Origin of the sequence: Roseovarius sp., from assembly GCF_018066915.1 — a bacterium.
Taxonomy (GTDB): Bacteria; Pseudomonadota; Alphaproteobacteria; order Rhodobacterales; family Rhodobacteraceae; genus Roseovarius.
This window is the reverse complement of record NZ_JAGPVV010000348.1, coordinates 1-15,109: the sequence shown is the minus strand read 5'-3', so window position 1 is coordinate 15,109 and position 15,109 is coordinate 1. Positions and strand designations below refer to the sequence as shown.

Annotated in this window: 14 protein-coding genes; 2 read left to right on the top strand and 12 right to left on the bottom strand. The window is 63.9% G+C overall.

What is annotated here, in order from left to right; genetic code table 11:
• The 12 genes from acsF to bchF form a co-directional block, all read right to left on the bottom strand.
• Positions 1-1,022: magnesium-protoporphyrin IX monomethyl ester (oxidative) cyclase (gene acsF, locus KBT70_RS19530; protein ID WP_296638057.1), on the bottom strand; the 1,022-nt coding region annotated here is incomplete at its 3' end.
• Positions 1,019-1,315: a hypothetical protein gene (locus KBT70_RS19525; RefSeq protein ID WP_296638055.1), complete on the bottom strand. Its 297-nt coding sequence runs from the start codon at positions 1,313-1,315 to the stop codon at positions 1,019-1,021. The genes KBT70_RS19525 and acsF, both read right to left, overlap by 4 nt.
• 15 nt (positions 1,316-1,330) lie before the next feature.
• A complete protein-coding gene (gene puhC / locus KBT70_RS19520; protein WP_296638052.1) occupies positions 1,331-1,798 on the bottom strand; it encodes a photosynthetic complex assembly protein PuhC in 468 nt (155 codons plus the stop codon).
• Positions 1,799-1,813: 15 nt separating this feature from the next.
• Complete coding sequence (gene puhB / locus KBT70_RS19515; RefSeq protein ID WP_296638051.1) at positions 1,814-2,446, bottom strand: photosynthetic complex putative assembly protein PuhB; 633 nt, start codon at positions 2,444-2,446, stop codon at positions 1,814-1,816.
• A gap of 12 nt (positions 2,447-2,458) precedes the next feature.
• A complete protein-coding gene (gene puhA / locus KBT70_RS19510; protein WP_296638050.1) occupies positions 2,459-3,232 on the bottom strand; it encodes a photosynthetic reaction center subunit H in 774 nt (257 codons plus the stop codon).
• A 27-nt stretch (positions 3,233-3,259) separates the two neighbouring features.
• Positions 3,260-4,702, bottom strand: coding sequence for a PucC family protein (locus tag KBT70_RS19505; protein ID WP_296638049.1), 1,443 nt, complete (start codon positions 4,700-4,702; stop codon positions 3,260-3,262).
• Positions 4,699-5,421 carry a magnesium protoporphyrin IX methyltransferase gene (bchM, locus tag KBT70_RS19500; protein ID WP_296638047.1) on the bottom strand — a complete coding sequence of 241 codons (723 nt, stop codon included), beginning with the start codon at positions 5,419-5,421 and terminating at the stop codon, positions 4,699-4,701. The genes KBT70_RS19505 and bchM overlap by 4 nt, the downstream gene beginning before the upstream one ends.
• Positions 5,421-6,317, bottom strand: coding sequence for a ferredoxin:protochlorophyllide reductase (ATP-dependent) iron-sulfur ATP-binding protein (gene bchL, locus KBT70_RS19495; protein ID WP_296638045.1), 897 nt, complete (start codon positions 6,315-6,317; stop codon positions 5,421-5,423). Before bchL ends, bchM begins: the two co-directional genes overlap by 1 nt.
• Before the next feature lie 112 nt (positions 6,318-6,429).
• Positions 6,430-9,987: a magnesium chelatase subunit H gene (locus tag KBT70_RS19490; protein WP_296638043.1), complete on the bottom strand. Its 3,558-nt coding sequence runs from the start codon at positions 9,985-9,987 to the stop codon at positions 6,430-6,432.
• Entirely contained in the window at positions 9,977-11,521 is a 1,545-nt protein-coding gene (bchB, locus tag KBT70_RS19485) for a ferredoxin:protochlorophyllide reductase (ATP-dependent) subunit B (protein WP_296638041.1), read from the bottom strand. The genes KBT70_RS19490 and bchB overlap by 11 nt, the downstream gene beginning before the upstream one ends.
• Positions 11,518-12,798 carry a ferredoxin:protochlorophyllide reductase (ATP-dependent) subunit N gene (locus tag KBT70_RS19480; RefSeq protein ID WP_296638039.1) on the bottom strand — a complete coding sequence of 427 codons (1,281 nt, stop codon included), beginning with the start codon at positions 12,796-12,798 and terminating at the stop codon, positions 11,518-11,520. Before KBT70_RS19480 ends, bchB begins: the two co-directional genes overlap by 4 nt.
• On the bottom strand, positions 12,795-13,283 hold the full coding sequence (bchF, locus tag KBT70_RS19475; protein WP_296638037.1) for a 2-vinyl bacteriochlorophyllide hydratase: 489 nt from the start codon (positions 13,281-13,283) through the stop codon (positions 12,795-12,797). The genes KBT70_RS19480 and bchF overlap by 4 nt, the downstream gene beginning before the upstream one ends.
• Positions 13,284-13,669: 386 nt before the next feature.
• Here bchF and KBT70_RS19470 point away from each other — a divergent pair, with 386 nt between their 5' ends.
• Together KBT70_RS19470 and KBT70_RS19465 are read left to right on the top strand one after the other, a co-directional pair.
• A complete protein-coding gene (locus KBT70_RS19470; RefSeq protein ID WP_296638035.1) occupies positions 13,670-14,464 on the top strand; it encodes a hypothetical protein in 795 nt (264 codons plus the stop codon).
• Between the two features lie 108 nt (positions 14,465-14,572).
• The coding region (locus tag KBT70_RS19465) for a PAS domain-containing protein (RefSeq protein ID WP_363271010.1) at positions 14,573-15,109 on the top strand (537 nt) is incomplete at its 3' end.

Here is a 15,109-nt window from a genome sequence, read left to right as displayed (position 1 = left end):
AGCGACCGCAAGCGTCCGCCGAGGCCGCCCTCTGCGCGGGCCTTTGCCAGGTCGGCATTGGCCTTTTGCAGCCGCACCAGCCCGGTTTGCCAACGCGGATGCTCGATATCGAGGGTGATCGGGAAGATCTGTTTGCTGATGTCCGATGTCTTGGTGAAGACCTCATGCGCATACCAATCCGGATCAACGCCAAGCGCGTTGTGGAACGCGGGGCGCTGATGGTCGCGCACATACATGGTGGCATAAACGGCGGTCAGGAAGAACTTGATCCAGAGCACGTTTCGGCCAGAGGTCAGCTTGGGGTCGGTCTTCATCAGCAGGGCAAAGGCCTCGCCATGGCTGAACTCGTCGTTGCACCATTCCTCAAACCATTTGAAGATCGGGTGGAAGCGGTGTTCGGGATGCGCCTCGAGATGCCGAAAGATCGTGATATAGCGCGCATAGCCGATCTTTTCGCTGAGGTAAGTGGCGTAGTAGATGAACTTGGGCCGGAAATAGGTATATTTCTTTTGCTGGGTCAGGAACCCGAGGTTCACCGCCACGCCCGCTTCGCGCAGCGCGTCATTGATAAAGCCCGCATGCCGCGCCTCGTCGCGCGCCATCAGTTGAAAGAGCTGGGTGATGTCCTTGTTGTTGCCGCGCCGTTTCATTTCCTTGTAGAGCACGCAGCCGGAAAACTCGGCGGTGCAGGAGGAGACGAGAAAGTCGATGAACTCTTTCTTGAGCTTCGGTTCCATCCCGTCCCAATCGACGTGATCCCAGTCTTCGTTTTTCTTGAAATGGCCCTTGTTGGGGTCTGCTTCCATCTGGTCGATGAGCTTGTCCCAGTCCTCGCGCACCGACGAGACGTCGATGGCATCAAGCTCGTCGAAATCGGTGGTGTAAAAGCGCGGCGTGAGCAAGGTGTTCTGCATCGCCAGTTCAGTGGCGGCCTTGCTGTCGAACTTGGCATTCGCCTCTTGGATGGCGAGACCCTCTTCGACGGTGGTGGCGTCGGCGGAATGTTTGACGGCGATGTTCATAGCGTCACCTCATCGGAGAAGGAGAATTCACAGAGTTCCATCACTTCGAAATCACCGGTCAGGCGGGTCCAGAGGCGCTCAATCGCGCTCGCGCGGATGATGGTGGCCTCGCGGTCTTCGCTCACGACCATGCCGTAGGGGGCCATGATCTCGGGGCCATGCACCTTGACACTGTCGCCGGGATAGACGGTGGTGCCGTTGTTGAAGCGCACATGGGCGTGCAGGCTCTCGAAACAGTGGCTGATTTCGACCGTGCAGGGGGCGCGTTCAAATTCGCGTGTCAGAAGTCCCATTGTGGTGATCCTTTCCTAGCGGGTCAAAAGTTTGGTGAAGGCCATCGAATTGGTCTGGCCAAAGCCCATCAGGTCCGCGCCCCATCCGGTCGAGGGGTCGTAGACCGAGAGGCGGCCATCCTTGCGGGCGATGATGGTGACGGGGCCGGTGAGGGCCACGCCATGCTTGGCGCGCTCGCGGTCGAGAACGCGGGACACGCCGGCGATAAAGCCACCCTCTTCGGGTGAAAGATTGGCAATCAGGGTGCCATTGGCATCGAGGATCGTGGCGGCCCCACCCATAGTGCCGCTCAGGAACACATGGCGTTCCAGCACGATCTCGCTGTCGGGCGGGGTGGCGACCAGCGGGGCATCGGTGAGGCGCGCATAAGTGACCAGCGCCAGCACCGCCAGCACCAGCCCCAGCATCGCGCGGATCATCACGCGCGGCACGAGATCGCGGTCTGGTGGGGCCTTGTAACGGGGGGCGCTTGTATCGGTCATCTTATCCGCTCCTGTTCATTCTGCCGCGATGGCACGCGGCGGCGCGCTGCGGGTGATCTTGGGCGTGGCGACGCGGGTTTCCGCCGCCTCAGCCAGCAGTTGTGCCACCTTGGCCGCCTCGGGGATGCAGCGCAGCGCGGGCTGCGTGCGGCGCATGACCCAAGGGCGCACATGCGGCCAGCACACAAGGTAGCTGAGCCGCGTGTCACCCATCAGGTCAAGCACGATGGTGCCAGTATCGTTCTTGCCCAGTTTGAGATCGGCGCGCCCGACCTGCGTGTAGGGCAGGTTGAGCGTGACCGTCAGTGCCGCACCGATGCGCATGGCGACGCGGCGGTTGGTGATCGTGTAGACCGTGGCGCGCGCCTGAACATAGCCCACCAGCATCAGCATCAGGCAGACCACCGCGCCCATGATCACGAGCGGCAGGGCGGCGGCAAAGGCCGTGACAAGCGGCATCTGGTCCATCATAGTGATGAACCGCCAGACCGCGAGCACGACGAAGTATCCCGCCACCCACGGCAGGCTGAGCGCCTCGACGCTCAACCGCCACCAATCGGGCGCCCCCTGCCAGAGGATACGTTCGCCCTCGGGCGGGGTTTCGGGCAGGCCCCTTACGGGTTCAACGGCAAAATCGTCGTGGCTCATGGTCTTGGCTCCTTATCCCAGCAGCGGCTCTTGCCGTGCGTCGCTGGCGTAGAGGGTGCCACCGCCGTAATAGCCGCTGATCTTGTCCTCTTCGAGCAGGGTCACCTGACGCGACGAGGCATGTTGTGGCACACCGCCGAAATGCTTGCCAAAGATCGAGCGGACATTGACGCGGTCCGACTTGATCCGGGCAAAGGTGATCGGCACCAGACGCTTGCCTTCGCCATGCGGCGCGGCCAGTTCGATTTCCAGATACCGCACCAGTTGCTCGGGTTCGTCGATCCACATGTCGCTGATCTTGCCCACGATTTCGCCGTCTCCGGCAACGACCGGCAGGCCTCGTGGATCACGCCCTGCGGCCACCACGAAATGCTCGGTCGCGGCCATCGGCACGATCTTGGGGTGGCCATGGCCATCCAGTTCCGGCACATCGCGGCGCGGGGCCCAAGACGCGGGGCCAACCCCATCGGCCATCGGATTGCCGGTGGGGGCAAAGGGGAAGCCATTGCCCGCAGCGGTTTTTTCCAGCGCCAGATCGGTGCGGTCCGGGTTCTGCCCTGACGGCACGGTCAATTCGCCCCGGCCATGCGGCAATTTGAAGGTCTTGTCGCCCGGCAGCGGGAACAGCCCCTGATTGGCTGACGGCCTGCCGTCATCATCCTCGAGCGGATAGCCTTCGCGCATGTTCTCGCGCTGGATGTAGAAAATCAGCAGGGCAAAGAACCCGTAGAACAGCCAGAGCGAGAGGCTTGCGAGATCAAAATTTCCAAAGAACGGCTCGGTCATGTCAGACTCCTTTCGAGCGATCGCAGGTCATGTGGGGAAATCGGCCAGCCCGATGCGGCCGCCCCCGGATTGGGTTGTGCTGCCGGGCTGCTTGAACCGCACCAGCGGGCCAAGGACGGCAAGGGTAATGAACAAAAGGGCAATTTCCCCGTGGTAGACGACGGAATAGCCGGTCGCCGCTGTGCGGAGCGCCTCGCCCATCTGCCCCGAGAGGGCGAGATGATTGACGACGTCGCGCACACCGCCGCCGATGGCAATCGAGAGACCCGCCGCCGTGGCCTGTGCCGCGCCCCAAGCGCCCAGCGCCAGACCATGCCCGGACATGCCACTTGCAGCGAGCGCCATGGCGGCGGTCAGGGTCGAGACCGCAAAGAGCCCGCCGCCCAGACCGATCAGGCCCGCCCCGGCGAAAAAGAGCGCAGGCGCCTGCATTGGCGCGGAGAAGATCACGGTCGAAAAGGCCGCGATCCCGATCAAGAGGCCGGTGCCCGCCATGCGGTAGGCATTGGCCCCCCGCAAGAGCGCGCGCCCCGCAAGGCCAAAGCCGATCAGCGCGCCAATCGCCCAGATCGAGGTCAGCATCGTGGTCGAGGACACTGACAGCCCCAGCACCTCGCCGCCGTAGGGTTCCAGCAGCACGTCCTGCATGTTGAAGGCCATGGTGCCAAGGAACACAACCGCCAGCAGCCGCCCCGCCGTTCCCCCAGCCATGAGATCCGCCCAAGCGGCGCGGAACTCGGGGCGCGGGGCCGCGCGTTCGGCGCGGCTCATGGGGTTGAGCTTTTCCTGTTTCCAGAGCGCGATCAGGTTGAGGATGATCCCGAGAGAGGCCGCCCCCTGAACCACGCGCACCAGTGTGAAGGGCGCGAAATCCCGCAAGAGCCAGCCAATCACAATGGCCGAAATCGCCATGCCCAAGAGGAACATGACGTAAAGCAGCGCCACGACGCGCGGACGTGTCTCATCGGTGGCTCGGTCACTGGCCAGTGCCAGACCGGCGGTCTGGGTCATATGCAGGCCAAGGCCGGTCATCAGGAACGCCAGCGCCGCCAGCACCTCGCCCGCCCAGGTCGGCCCCACCTCTTGTTGGCCCGAAAGCACCAAGAGCGCGAAGGGCATGACCGCAAGGCCCCCCATCTGCCAGAGCGAGCCGAACCAGAGATAGGGGATACGTTTCCATCCCAAGGCCGAGCGATGCGTGTCTGACCGGAACCCCATCAGCGCCCGGAAGGGCGCGATCAGCACCGGCAGCGCGATCATCGCTGCAACCACGAGGGCCGGCACCGAAAGCTCGACGATCATCACGCGGTTGAGCGTGCCCAACAGCAGCACCGTCGCCATCCCCACTGACACCTGAAAGAGCGACAGGCGCAGAAGCTGCCAGAGCGGCAGACCCTCGCTTGCCGCATCGGCAAAGGGCAGCCAGCGCGTGGTCAGCGCCATCAGGGGGGAAGGGCGGCGCGTGCTCATCTGTGAACCTCCATCGCCTGAGAGATGTAAAAGCCGGATGTCACGCGGGCCAGCGGGCGCAGGGTGGCGGTGCTGCCTGCATAGCGCAGCGCCCGTTGCAGCCGTTTGGCGGAATGGGGCACCAAGCTGGGCGAGCGGTCAGCGCGCGGGAAAAGCTTGCCCATGCGCCACATCGCCATCAAGAGCGGGGTGCGCGGGGCCACGGTAAAGACCACCGTGTCGGTGGTGCGCGCGGCCAGCGCATCGAGCGCGCGCGCAAGGTCGGATTCGGTGTAATAGATCAGGCTGTCCATCGCCATGACGTGATCAAACCGCCCAAGGGCAGCATCAAGCATGTCACCTGCGTGAAAGCTGACCTGTGGGGCGAGCGCATCGGGCAAGCGCCGCCGCGCCACCTCGATGAGGGCGGGGGAGATATCCACCGCCATCACCTCGGCACCGCGTGCGGCCAGTTCCGCTGTCATCTGCCCGGCGCCGCAGCCCGCATCGAGCACGCGCAGCCCCCGCATGTCCTGCGGCAGCCGCGCCAGCATCTGCGCGCGCATCCGGTCGCGGCCCAAGCGGACCGTCTGGCGGATTTTTGAAACCGGCGCATCGCTTGTCAGCCGCTCCCAGACCTGGGTCGCGGTGCGGTCGAAATAGGTCTCGACCCGGTCGCGCGTCTGCGCCCAGTCATCCTGGGGGGCACCGAGGGCCGGAGGCGAGCTGAAATCACGCATCAATCGAACCCCAGCAATTCAAAGATGTCGCGGTCTTCCATCGGCGAGGGGGCCAAGGGATCGGTGCCGTTCCAGAGATGCTGCGCCAGCCCTGTGTAGATGTCGCGCACCATCTGCACCTCGTCATCCAGCTCCATCTCGAACAGCGTCTTTTTCTTGAGGCGCGAGCGGCGGATGGCGTCGATATCGGGCATATGGGCGATGCGGTTGAAGCCCACCACATCGCAATAGCGGTCCACCTCGTTGGTATCGCGCGACCGGTTCGCCACGCAGCCCGCCAGCCGCACCTTGTAGTTGGCGGATTTGGCCTGCACGGCGGCAATGATCCGGTTCATCGCATAGATGCTGTCGAAATCATTGGCGGTGACGATCAGGGCGCGGTCAGCGTGCTGCAACGGTGCCGCAAAGCCACCGCAGACCACATCGCCCAGAACGTCGAAGATCACCACATCGGCATCATCGAGCATGTGGTGCTGCTTGAGAAGCTTGACCGTCTGGCCCACCACGTAACCGCCACAGCCGGTGCCGGCAGGGGGGCCACCGGCCTCGACACATTTCACGCCGCCCCAGCCCACGGTCACGAAATCCTCGGGGCGCAATTCCTCGGCGTGGAAATCCACGCTCTTGAGAATGTCGATCACCGTCGGCTGCAACTGGCCTGTCAGGGTAAAGGTGCTGTCATGCTTGGGGTCGCAGCCGATCTGCAACACCCGTTTGCCCATGGCGGCAAAGGCCGCCGAGAGATTGGACGAGGTGGTCGATTTGCCGATCCCGCCCTTGCCATAGACCGAGAACACCTTGGCGCCTTCGATTTTCATATCGGCGTCCTGATGCACTTGCACCGATCCCTCGCCGTCCTGTCCCCTCAAGCTGGGAATGTCGTCGCGCGGGCTCATGTTGTCCTCCAATCGGCTTGCGCCGTGATTTCATGTTTCATCGTTCCCGAAATACTCCGGGGGTGTGGGGGCTGGCCCCCACTCCGGCTCAGGGGATACTCGCTATGCGTTGTCATTCTGCCGCCACCCCTTCCATCCGATCCTCCATCGCCGCCGCTGCGGATTGGAGTGCTGCGAGGGTCGCGGCATCGGTCTGCCAATAGGCGCGGTCATGCGCCTCGAGGAGGCGGTTCGCCATGCGCGACGAGGCCACCGGGTTGAGATCGCTCAACCGCTTGCGCATCACCTCATCGAGCACGAAGGTTTCGGAAATCCGCTGATAGATCCACGGCTCCACCTGCCCGGTAGTGGCCGACCAGCCCATCGTATTGGTCACATGCGCCTCGATCTGGCGCACGCCTTCGGCGCCGTGGCGCAAGAGGCCTTCGTGGAATTTCGGGTTGAGCGAGCGGGCGCGGGTTTCAAGCGCCACCTGATCGGCCAGCGTGCGCACAGTGCCCGCCCCCCGCGTGGTGTCGGAGATGTAGATCGCCGCTTCCTTGCCACCGCGCGCCCGGCGCACCGCGCGGGAAATCCCGCCCAGTGTGTCGAAATAATGGTCCACCGTGGTGACACCCAGTTCGACCGACTCGAGGTTCTGATAGGCCACTTCGACCCGTTCCAGCGCCGCCTGCAAGAGCGCGCCCTGGGCTGTCGCCTTGCCGTTGACGCCGTAAGCAAAGCCCTTGCGCGCCTGATAGGCATCGGCCAACTCGTCCTCGTCGTCAAAGGCAGAGCTGTCGACCAGTTGATTGACATTCGAGCCATAGGCGCCTTCGGCATTCGAGAACACCCGCAGCGCCGCCGTTTCCAGATCGCAGCCGGTCTTGGCCATCTGCGCGCGGACATGGGCGCGGATATAGTTCATCTCGTCAGGCTCATCGGCCTGTGCGGCTACCAGCGCCGCCTCGGCCAGCATCCGCACCTGCAAGGGCAGCAGATCGCGGAAAATGCCCGAGAGCGTCATCATCACGTCGATGCGCGGGCGGCCCAGCACTTCGAGCGGGATCAGGTCCGCGCCAGAGAGGCGGCCGAATGAGTCGAACCGCGGCTTGGCCCCCATCAGCGCCAGAGCCTGTGCCATGGGCGCGCCGTCGGATTTGATATTGTCCGATCCCCAGAGCACGAGGGCAATCGAACGCGGCAGGCTCTTGTGGGTCTCCAAGAGGCGCGCGGCCTGACGCGCGCCATCGCGGCAGGCGAATTCGGTAGGCATGCGGAAGGGATCAAAGGCATGGATATTGCGCCCGGTGGGCAGGATATCGGCCGAACGGATCAGGTCGCCGCCGGGCACGGGCGGGGTAAAGTGCCCACCCAGCGCGTGCAGCAGCGCCGCAATCTCGGTTTCCTGTTGCAAGAGGGCATCCACCCGCGCCCGTGTTTCTGCATCGGTGCCTTCCATGATCGCGAGATACCCGGCGCGGGCCTCGGCGCTCATCGGGCGGCCCAGCACGTGCAGGCCTTCGGGGATCAGCGCCTCTTCGGTCTCAAGGAGTTTGAGCCAGAGCGTATCGGGTTCACGTCCCCCCATATCGACTGTCACCGCCTGCTCGGCGATGAGCGCGCGCAATTCCTCGCGCTCGGGGGCGTCGCCAGACATCTCGCGCCAGCGCTTGAGGCTGTCCTTGAGTTCCGCAAGGCCCTTGTAGAGGCCAGAGGCCGCCAGCGGCGGGGTCAGGTGTGTGACCGTCACAGCGCCAGTGCGCCGCTTGGCAAGGCTCGCCTCGGAGGGGTTGTTGGAGGGGTAGAGATAGACATTGGGCATGTCGCCAATCAGGCGATCCGGCCAGCAGCCAGCCCCCGGTCCGGCCTGTTTGCCCGGCATGAATTCCAGCGCGCCATGCATCCCGAAGTGCAAGAGCACGTCGGCCTGAAAGCGGTTCTTGAGCCAGAGGTAAAATTGCGCAAAGGCATGGGTCGGGGCAAATCCGCGCTCGAAGAGAAGGCGCATCGGGTCGCCCTCATAGCCAAAGGCCGGTTGCAGCCCGACAAAGACATTGCCGAACTCGGCCCCAAGGATGAAGACGCCGCGCCCGTCCGATTGCGCCTTGCCGGGGGCAGCACCCCATTGCGCCTCGATCTCGCGCAGCCAAGGCGTGCCAGACACGATGTCATCGGCGCTGACATGGGCGGCGATATTGGCCTCTTGGCCGTATTGGCGGGCGCTGCCCTCTAGGACCGCGCGGCGCAACTCTTCGACCGTTTCGGGCGGGGTCAGGTCATAGCCGCGCGCGGCCATGGCGTGCAGCATGTTGTGCAGCGATTGGAACACGTCAAGATAGGCCGCCGTGCCCGCCGCCCCGGCATTGGGCGGAAAGCCGAAAAGCACGATGCCCACGCGGCGGGTTGCCACCTCTTGCCGCCGCAGATGCGCCAGCCGCGCGACCCTTGCCGCCAGCATCTCGATCCGTTCGGGGCAGGGGGCCATCGCGCGCTGTCCGTCGCCGGTGCAGCGCCGTGCGCAGCCTTCGCAGGTTTCGTTGCCATGGCGTCCGGCAAAGACGGTGGGGTTGGTGGCGCCGTCGATCTCGGGCAGGGCCACGAGCATGGTTGTCTCGATCGGTCCCAGACCGCCCGCCGATCCGGCCCATTGCGCCAGCGTCTGAAATTCGAGCGGATGGGCGGCGACGTAAGGCACATCAAGGTGGGTCAGCACATCGACCGCCGCCGCACTGTCATTATAGGCGGGGCCGCCCACGAGGCTGAAGCCGGTCAGAGACACGAGCGTATCGACGCGCCCCTCGAAGAAGCGTTCGACCGCCGGGCGGCCATCAAGCCCCGAGGCAAAGGCCGGGATCACCCGCAGGCCGCGCGCCTCGAACGCCCGGATCACCGCGTCATAATGCGCGTGATCGCCCGAGAGCACATAGCTGCGCATGACCAAAAGGCCGACCGTGCCGATCATCCCTTGGGGGGTTGGCAGGCGCGAGATATCGGTCGTGATCCGTTCGGGCAGGTCGGGATGGTAGAGACCCACCTCGGGGTAATCCTGCGGTGCGGGGGCGCGCAGCGCGCGAAAGCGGGCCTCGTGGCCATAGCGCGACATGAGGAACCGCAGCATCGCCTCGATATTGTCGTCCGAGGTGCCCAGCCAGTATTGCATGACGAGGAACCATGCGCGCAGGTCCTGCGCCTTGCCGGGGATGTATTTCAGGATGCGCGGCAGGCGGCGCAGCATCTTCATCTTTTTCTCGCCCGATTCCGCCGACGGCTTGTCGGTGCCGCGCAGACGTTTGATCAGCTTGCGCGCGCCGGTTTCAGGGGCGGCCATGTCGAGCGTGCCCATGCGGGTCAGTTTCACGATCTGGGCATCGGCAATGATGCCGATCATCGCATCGCACTGATCGCGCCGCGCCTTGAGGTCCGGCAGGATTGCCCGGATGTGATCCTCGAGAAAGAGCAGGCTGACGAGGATCAGGTCACCGCGCGCGATATCGGCGCGGGCATTGTCCAGAGCGGCGGGGTTTTCGCCCCATTCGGCGGCGGCATGCACCTTGAGGGTGAGGCCGGGAAATTCGGCCGCCATCCGCTCTGCCACACGGGCGCAGGCACCCGCCGCATGGGCATCCAGCGTCAGGATCACGACGCGGTAGGGCGCCGCCGGGGCCTGTGGGGTCACGTCATCGCGCATAATGGGCCTTTGCCTCGTAAAGCGTGTCGATGCCGATTTCGTTCAGCCCCTTTTGCGAGGCGAAAATCTCGGTGTTGCGCCGGGCCTTGCCGCGCACGAAGAAGGGGATCTTCTTCAACTCGCGCTCGGCGTCGGCCAGCCAGACCAGAACGTCGCTTGCCTTGGCCGGTGCTTCTGCCGGGGCCGGGGTCTCTGCGGTGTCCTTCGTGGCGTCCTTGGCCACATGCTGCCCGCCATGGTGGCTGGCGCCTGCGGCGTCGTGGAATTCGAAATCGTCACGGAACATATGCAAGAGGTGCTCTTCGAGACCCATCACCAGCGGATGGACCCAAGTGTCAAAGATCACATTGGCCCCCTCGATTCCCATTTGCGGGGAATAGCGGGCCGGGAAATCCTGAACATGCACGGGGGCAGAGATCACGGCGCAGGGGATGCCCAGCCGTTTGCCGATCATCCGCTCCATCTGCGTGCCAAGGATCATCTCGGGGGCGGCGGCCTCAATCGCGGCCTCAACCTCGAGATAGTCGTCGGTAATCAGCGCCTCGAGCCCATAGGCCTTGGCCAGTGCCCGCAGGGGCCGCGCCATTTCGCGGTTGTAGCAGCCAAGCCCCACCACCTCGAACCCCATCTCGTCACGGGCGATGCGGGCGGCGGCGGCGGCATGGGTGCCATCGCCAAAGATGAACACGCGCTTGCCTGTCAGATAGGTGCTGTCGACGCTGGCTGAATACCAAGGCAGGCGCAAACGCTCTTCATCCATCGCTTGAGGAACATTGCCCAAGACGCTGACTTCGCAAATGAAATCGCGAGTGGCACCGACGCCGATTGGGACAGTCTTGGTAAATGGCAGGCCCAATTCCCGCTCCATCCAGCGGCAGGCGCTCTCGCCCGTCTCGGGATACATCAGCACGTTGAAATGCGCGGCCCCAAGCCGGGCGATATCCGAGGGGGACGCGCCATAGGGCGCGCAGACATTCACGGCGATGCCCATGTCGGCCAGCATGCCGGTCAGTTCGGTGATGTCGTCGCGGTGGCGAAATCCAAGGGCGGTCGGCCCGATCAGATTGCAGCTGACATGGGCGGTCTTGTCGATCGGCTTGGCCAGCGCGCGGGTGATCTGAAAGAAGGTTTCATCCGCGCCGAAATTTTCCTTGCGCTGATAGCTGGGCAGTTCAAGTGCGATGACCGGGCAGGGCAGGCCCATCATTTCGGCCATTCCGCCGGGGTCGTCTTGAATGAGTTCGGCGGTGCAGGAGGCACCGACAATCATCGCCTCTGGCTGAAACCGGTCATAGGCGGCCTGACAGGCGGTCTTGAAGAGATTGGCGGTATCGGCCCCAAGATCGCGCGCCTGAAAGGTGGTGTAGGTCACGGGCGGGCGGTGATTGCGCCGCTCGATCATGGTGAACAGCAGATCGGCATAGGTATCGCCCTGCGGTGCGTGCAGCACGTAATGCAGACCCTTCATCGCGGTGGCGACGCGCATCGCGCCGACATGCGGCGGGCCTTCGTATGTCCAGAGCGTTAGCTTCATGATGCTGCCCCCAGTTTTAGGGCCGCACGGCGGCGCATCGGGCGCGAGAAGAGCCCTGCGAGATCGCCTGCCTGTTCGTAGAAATGCACCGGGGTAAAGACCAGCTCGATCGCCCATTTGGTCGCCAGCCTCTCGGCCTCGAGCGGGTTGGCAAGGCCCAGACCGCAGACCGTCAGATCGGGCTGAGCGGCGCGACACCGGTCGAGTTGACGCTCGACATCCTGACCTTCGGTCAGTTGCGGGCCTGCCTCGAGCAGGTCGAGATCGGGGCCGAGGATGTTCTTGTGCAGGAAGGGAGTGCCCACCTCGATCGCGCGCATGCCACATTCGCGGGTCAGAAACCGCGCCAGCGGGATTTCAAGCTGGCTGTCGGGGAAGAAAAAGATCGACTTGCCGCGCAGGCTCTCGGCGGCTTGGGCGACGGCGCGGGTGGCGCGGTCGCGCGGGGCGGCGGTGACACGCTCGAACGTGGCGTCATCGACGCCGAATTCATCGGCCACGGCGCGCAACCAGCCGGTCGTGCCCTCTGCGCCAAAGGGGAAGGGGGCTGGGATATGCCGTGCGCCGCGCCGCTCAAGGGCTGCGAGCGTATCGCCAAGGAAGGGCTGCAAGAGAGCAAAGACAGTGTTCGGGCCCACGCTCAGCGGATCATCTGCCCGGCGCGCGGGCAGGATCGCGACATCGGTGATCCCCATCTGGGCCAGGAGGTCGCGGGCCTGATCCTCGACCACATCGGGCAGGGCCCCCACCAGCATCAACTGGCGCGCATCGGTTTCGGGCAGCGAGGGGACCATGGAGGCAAGGCAGGCATCCTCGCCTTGGGTAAAGGTCGTCTCGATGCCCGAGCCGGAATAGTTCAGCACCCGCACATGCGGGGCGTGCTGCACGCTCAGCCGTTCGGCGGCGCGGGCGAGATCAAGCTTGATCACTTCGGACGGGCAAGAGCCCACGAGGAAGAGTTGCCGGATATCGGGGCGGCGCGCGATCAGGCGGGCCACCTCTCGCTCCAACTCGACCTGTGCATCGGCGAGACCGGCGAGATCGGTCTCTTCCAGAATGGCGGTGCCGAATCGTGGCTCGGCAAAGATCATCACGCCAGCGGCGGATTGCAGCAGGTGTGCGCAGGTCCGCGAGCCGACCACGAGAAAGAACGCATCCTGCATCTTGCGATGCAGCCAGATGATCCCGGTCAGACCGCAGAAGACCTCGTGCTGACCGCGTTCGCGCAGAACGGGGGCCTCGCGACAGCCAGTGCTGGGGGGAGTATCAAAGCTCATGCGGCCTCTCCTGCCTGAAGGCGCGCCATGCGCAGTTTCCACAGGAATTGTCCGGCGTTGATGACGTAGGCGGCATAGGCCGCGAGCGCGAGACCCATCAGGCCCTGCGGTGTGAGCGCATGGCTCCAGAGTGCCCAGAGATAGGCGGTGTGCAGGGCGATGACGCCAAAGCTGAACACATCTTCCCAGAAGAACGCGGGCGCGAAGAGGTATTGGCCGAACACGACCTTTTCCCAGATCGCGCCTGTCACCATGATGAGGTAGAGCACGCCAGTCTTGATTACGATGGACCAGGTCGCGGCGGCAAATCCGTCGCCGGTGACGAGGTAGCGCAGCACGAGCCCGAGCGAAATCAGGAAGACCAGAAATTGCACCGGTGCGAGAATGCCCTGCACGAGTGTCCAGACCGTGGCATCGCGGCGTGCGCGCTCTGCGGCGGTGTAGAGCGCTCCGGTCGCTTGTTGATGATGCGCCTGCCGCGCCATATCCCCTCCGGTCCCGTGTCTCTGGCCTGAGTTGATGCTACGACCTGAGGGCTAAATGTGTCAATTATAATTTACACTTTTGGACTCGGATAACTTGTCATGAAATCTGGACGGGGTCCGGGCGCGGGGGCTCTGGCGGGGCTGTCGCGGCATTTTTGGGCACCGGATCGGTCAATATCCGTGCAGTTTTCCCGAATTCGTGGGGAATGGGCGTGGTGGCCTGATTTGTTGCCCGAGTCTGTCAGGATAATTTGACATTTGACCTCTGCACCCGCACACTAGGTATACGGAGCAGAAAACGCGCCCCCCTTTGTCCCGAGTGCGATTCGCAGTATAGCGATACGCAGAGGATCGCGGGATAGTAGGGTCGCCTGGGAGGGCAACGCATGAGGGAACCCGAAGACAGCGGGTCTGGTCCGCAAGCATCAGGAATACGGTTTCTTGTCGAATCCGCCTTGCGAAAGGTGGCGCTCGACAAGCAGGGTGGGGATATCCCCAAGAGCAAGGGTGAGTGGATCACGCGGCTCTGTGCGGCCTTGACCGACGAGTCCGAGGCGGCGCATCAGCGGGTCATCGCCTCGATGGTGGCCAACGGGATCTCGTCGAGCGAGATTTACCAGACCTATGTGCCGGACGCCGCGCGCTTCCTTGGCGAAATGTGGGTGCAGGACAAGGCCAGCTTTGTCGATGTGACCGTGGGCGCGGCCCGGCTTCAGGCGCTGTTCCGCTCGCGGGATGCGGCCGATCTGGGCGGTTGGATGGATCGCAGTATCCCGCTTGGTCAATCGGTGCTGATGATCGTGCCGACGTTTGAGGATCACTCGATCGGCGCATTTGTCGCGGCGGATCAGTTCCGCCGGCATGGTATCTGGGTTCACATGGCCATCGGGCTTGAGGATGAGGAGCTGAAACACCTGTTGGGGTCCGGCAGGTTCGCCATGGCCGGTATCACAGCGGGCAGTCTGAAAACGCTTGAACAATTGACGGAATTGATAGATTACCTACGTTCGAATTTGGACAATTGCCCGCCCATCGTGATCGGGGGGCGGTTGGTGGACAAGCCGAGGGAAGTGGAAAAGCGGACTGGCGCGGATTTTGCAGTACGGACAGCACGAGAAGCGATTGAGCTGTGCGGTCTTGCATCCGTGGTTGATCCGTTGTCAATCGACGCAAACACGTAATCCGCGCGCCCTGCGCGCGAGAGTTGGGATAGCAGCGTGACGAAGCAGAACAGGACGTCTGAGCGGCCCCTAACGGGTGGATTGCCCGGATCATCAAGCGTTGACCGCTTGATCGAGCAAGCCTCTGACATCGCGGTCATGCTCGATGACAAATCGCTTGTGACCGCCATTTCGGTGAGCCCGGATTTGCCAGAGCTTGGCAGTCTGGAGCATTGGGTGGGGCGGGATTTCCGCAATTTCCTGACGACCGAAAGCCGCACCAAGTTTGATGCGCGGCTGGCCGAGATGCGGGCCGATCCTGATGCGCTGCCGCGTCCCATCGAAATGAACCACCGTGACAATGCAAACTGGGAATTCCCGGTGCGCTACACGGTGCACCGCGAGCCTGATAGTGGCGGTGTGCTCTTGCTGGGCCGCGACATGCAGCCGCTGGCGGAAATTCAGCAGCGCCTTGTGCGCGAACAGATGGCGCGCGAGCGCGAGTTGGAGAAGTTTCGCGGCATCGAGACCTGTTACCGGGTCGTGCTCGAGGCGTCGGAGACGCCGCTTGTGCTGGTCGAGCCGGATCAGGGACGTATTCGTGACATCAATTCCGCGGGCGCGCTCTTGCTTGGGTCCAAGCGCGATGTGCTGGCGGGCAATGCC

Coding starts and splice junctions, on each gene's coding strand:
- bchM (WP_296638047.1), bottom strand. CDS start 5,421: ATGCGTGATTTCAGCTCGCCTCCGGCCCTCGGTGCCCCCCAGGATGAC.
- puhC (WP_296638052.1), bottom strand. CDS start 1,798: ATGACCGATACAAGCGCCCCCCGTTACAAGGCCCCACCAGACCGCGAT.
- KBT70_RS19470 (WP_296638035.1), top strand. CDS start 13,670: ATGAGGGAACCCGAAGACAGCGGGTCTGGTCCGCAAGCATCAGGAATA.
- puhA (WP_296638050.1), bottom strand. CDS start 3,232: ATGACCGAGCCGTTCTTTGGAAATTTTGATCTCGCAAGCCTCTCGCTC.
- KBT70_RS19525 (WP_296638055.1), bottom strand. CDS start 1,315: ATGGGACTTCTGACACGCGAATTTGAACGCGCCCCCTGCACGGTCGAA.
- KBT70_RS19480 (WP_296638039.1), bottom strand. CDS start 12,798: ATGAGCTTTGATACTCCCCCCAGCACTGGCTGTCGCGAGGCCCCCGTT.
- puhB (WP_296638051.1), bottom strand. CDS start 2,446: ATGAGCCACGACGATTTTGCCGTTGAACCCGTAAGGGGCCTGCCCGAA.
- KBT70_RS19505 (WP_296638049.1), bottom strand. CDS start 4,702: ATGAGCACGCGCCGCCCTTCCCCCCTGATGGCGCTGACCACGCGCTGG.
- bchF (WP_296638037.1), bottom strand. CDS start 13,283: ATGGCGCGGCAGGCGCATCATCAACAAGCGACCGGAGCGCTCTACACC.
- bchB (WP_296638041.1), bottom strand. CDS start 11,521: ATGAAGCTAACGCTCTGGACATACGAAGGCCCGCCGCATGTCGGCGCG.
- KBT70_RS19490 (WP_296638043.1), bottom strand. CDS start 9,987: ATGCGCGATGACGTGACCCCACAGGCCCCGGCGGCGCCCTACCGCGTC.
- bchL (WP_296638045.1), bottom strand. CDS start 6,317: ATGAGCCCGCGCGACGACATTCCCAGCTTGAGGGGACAGGACGGCGAG.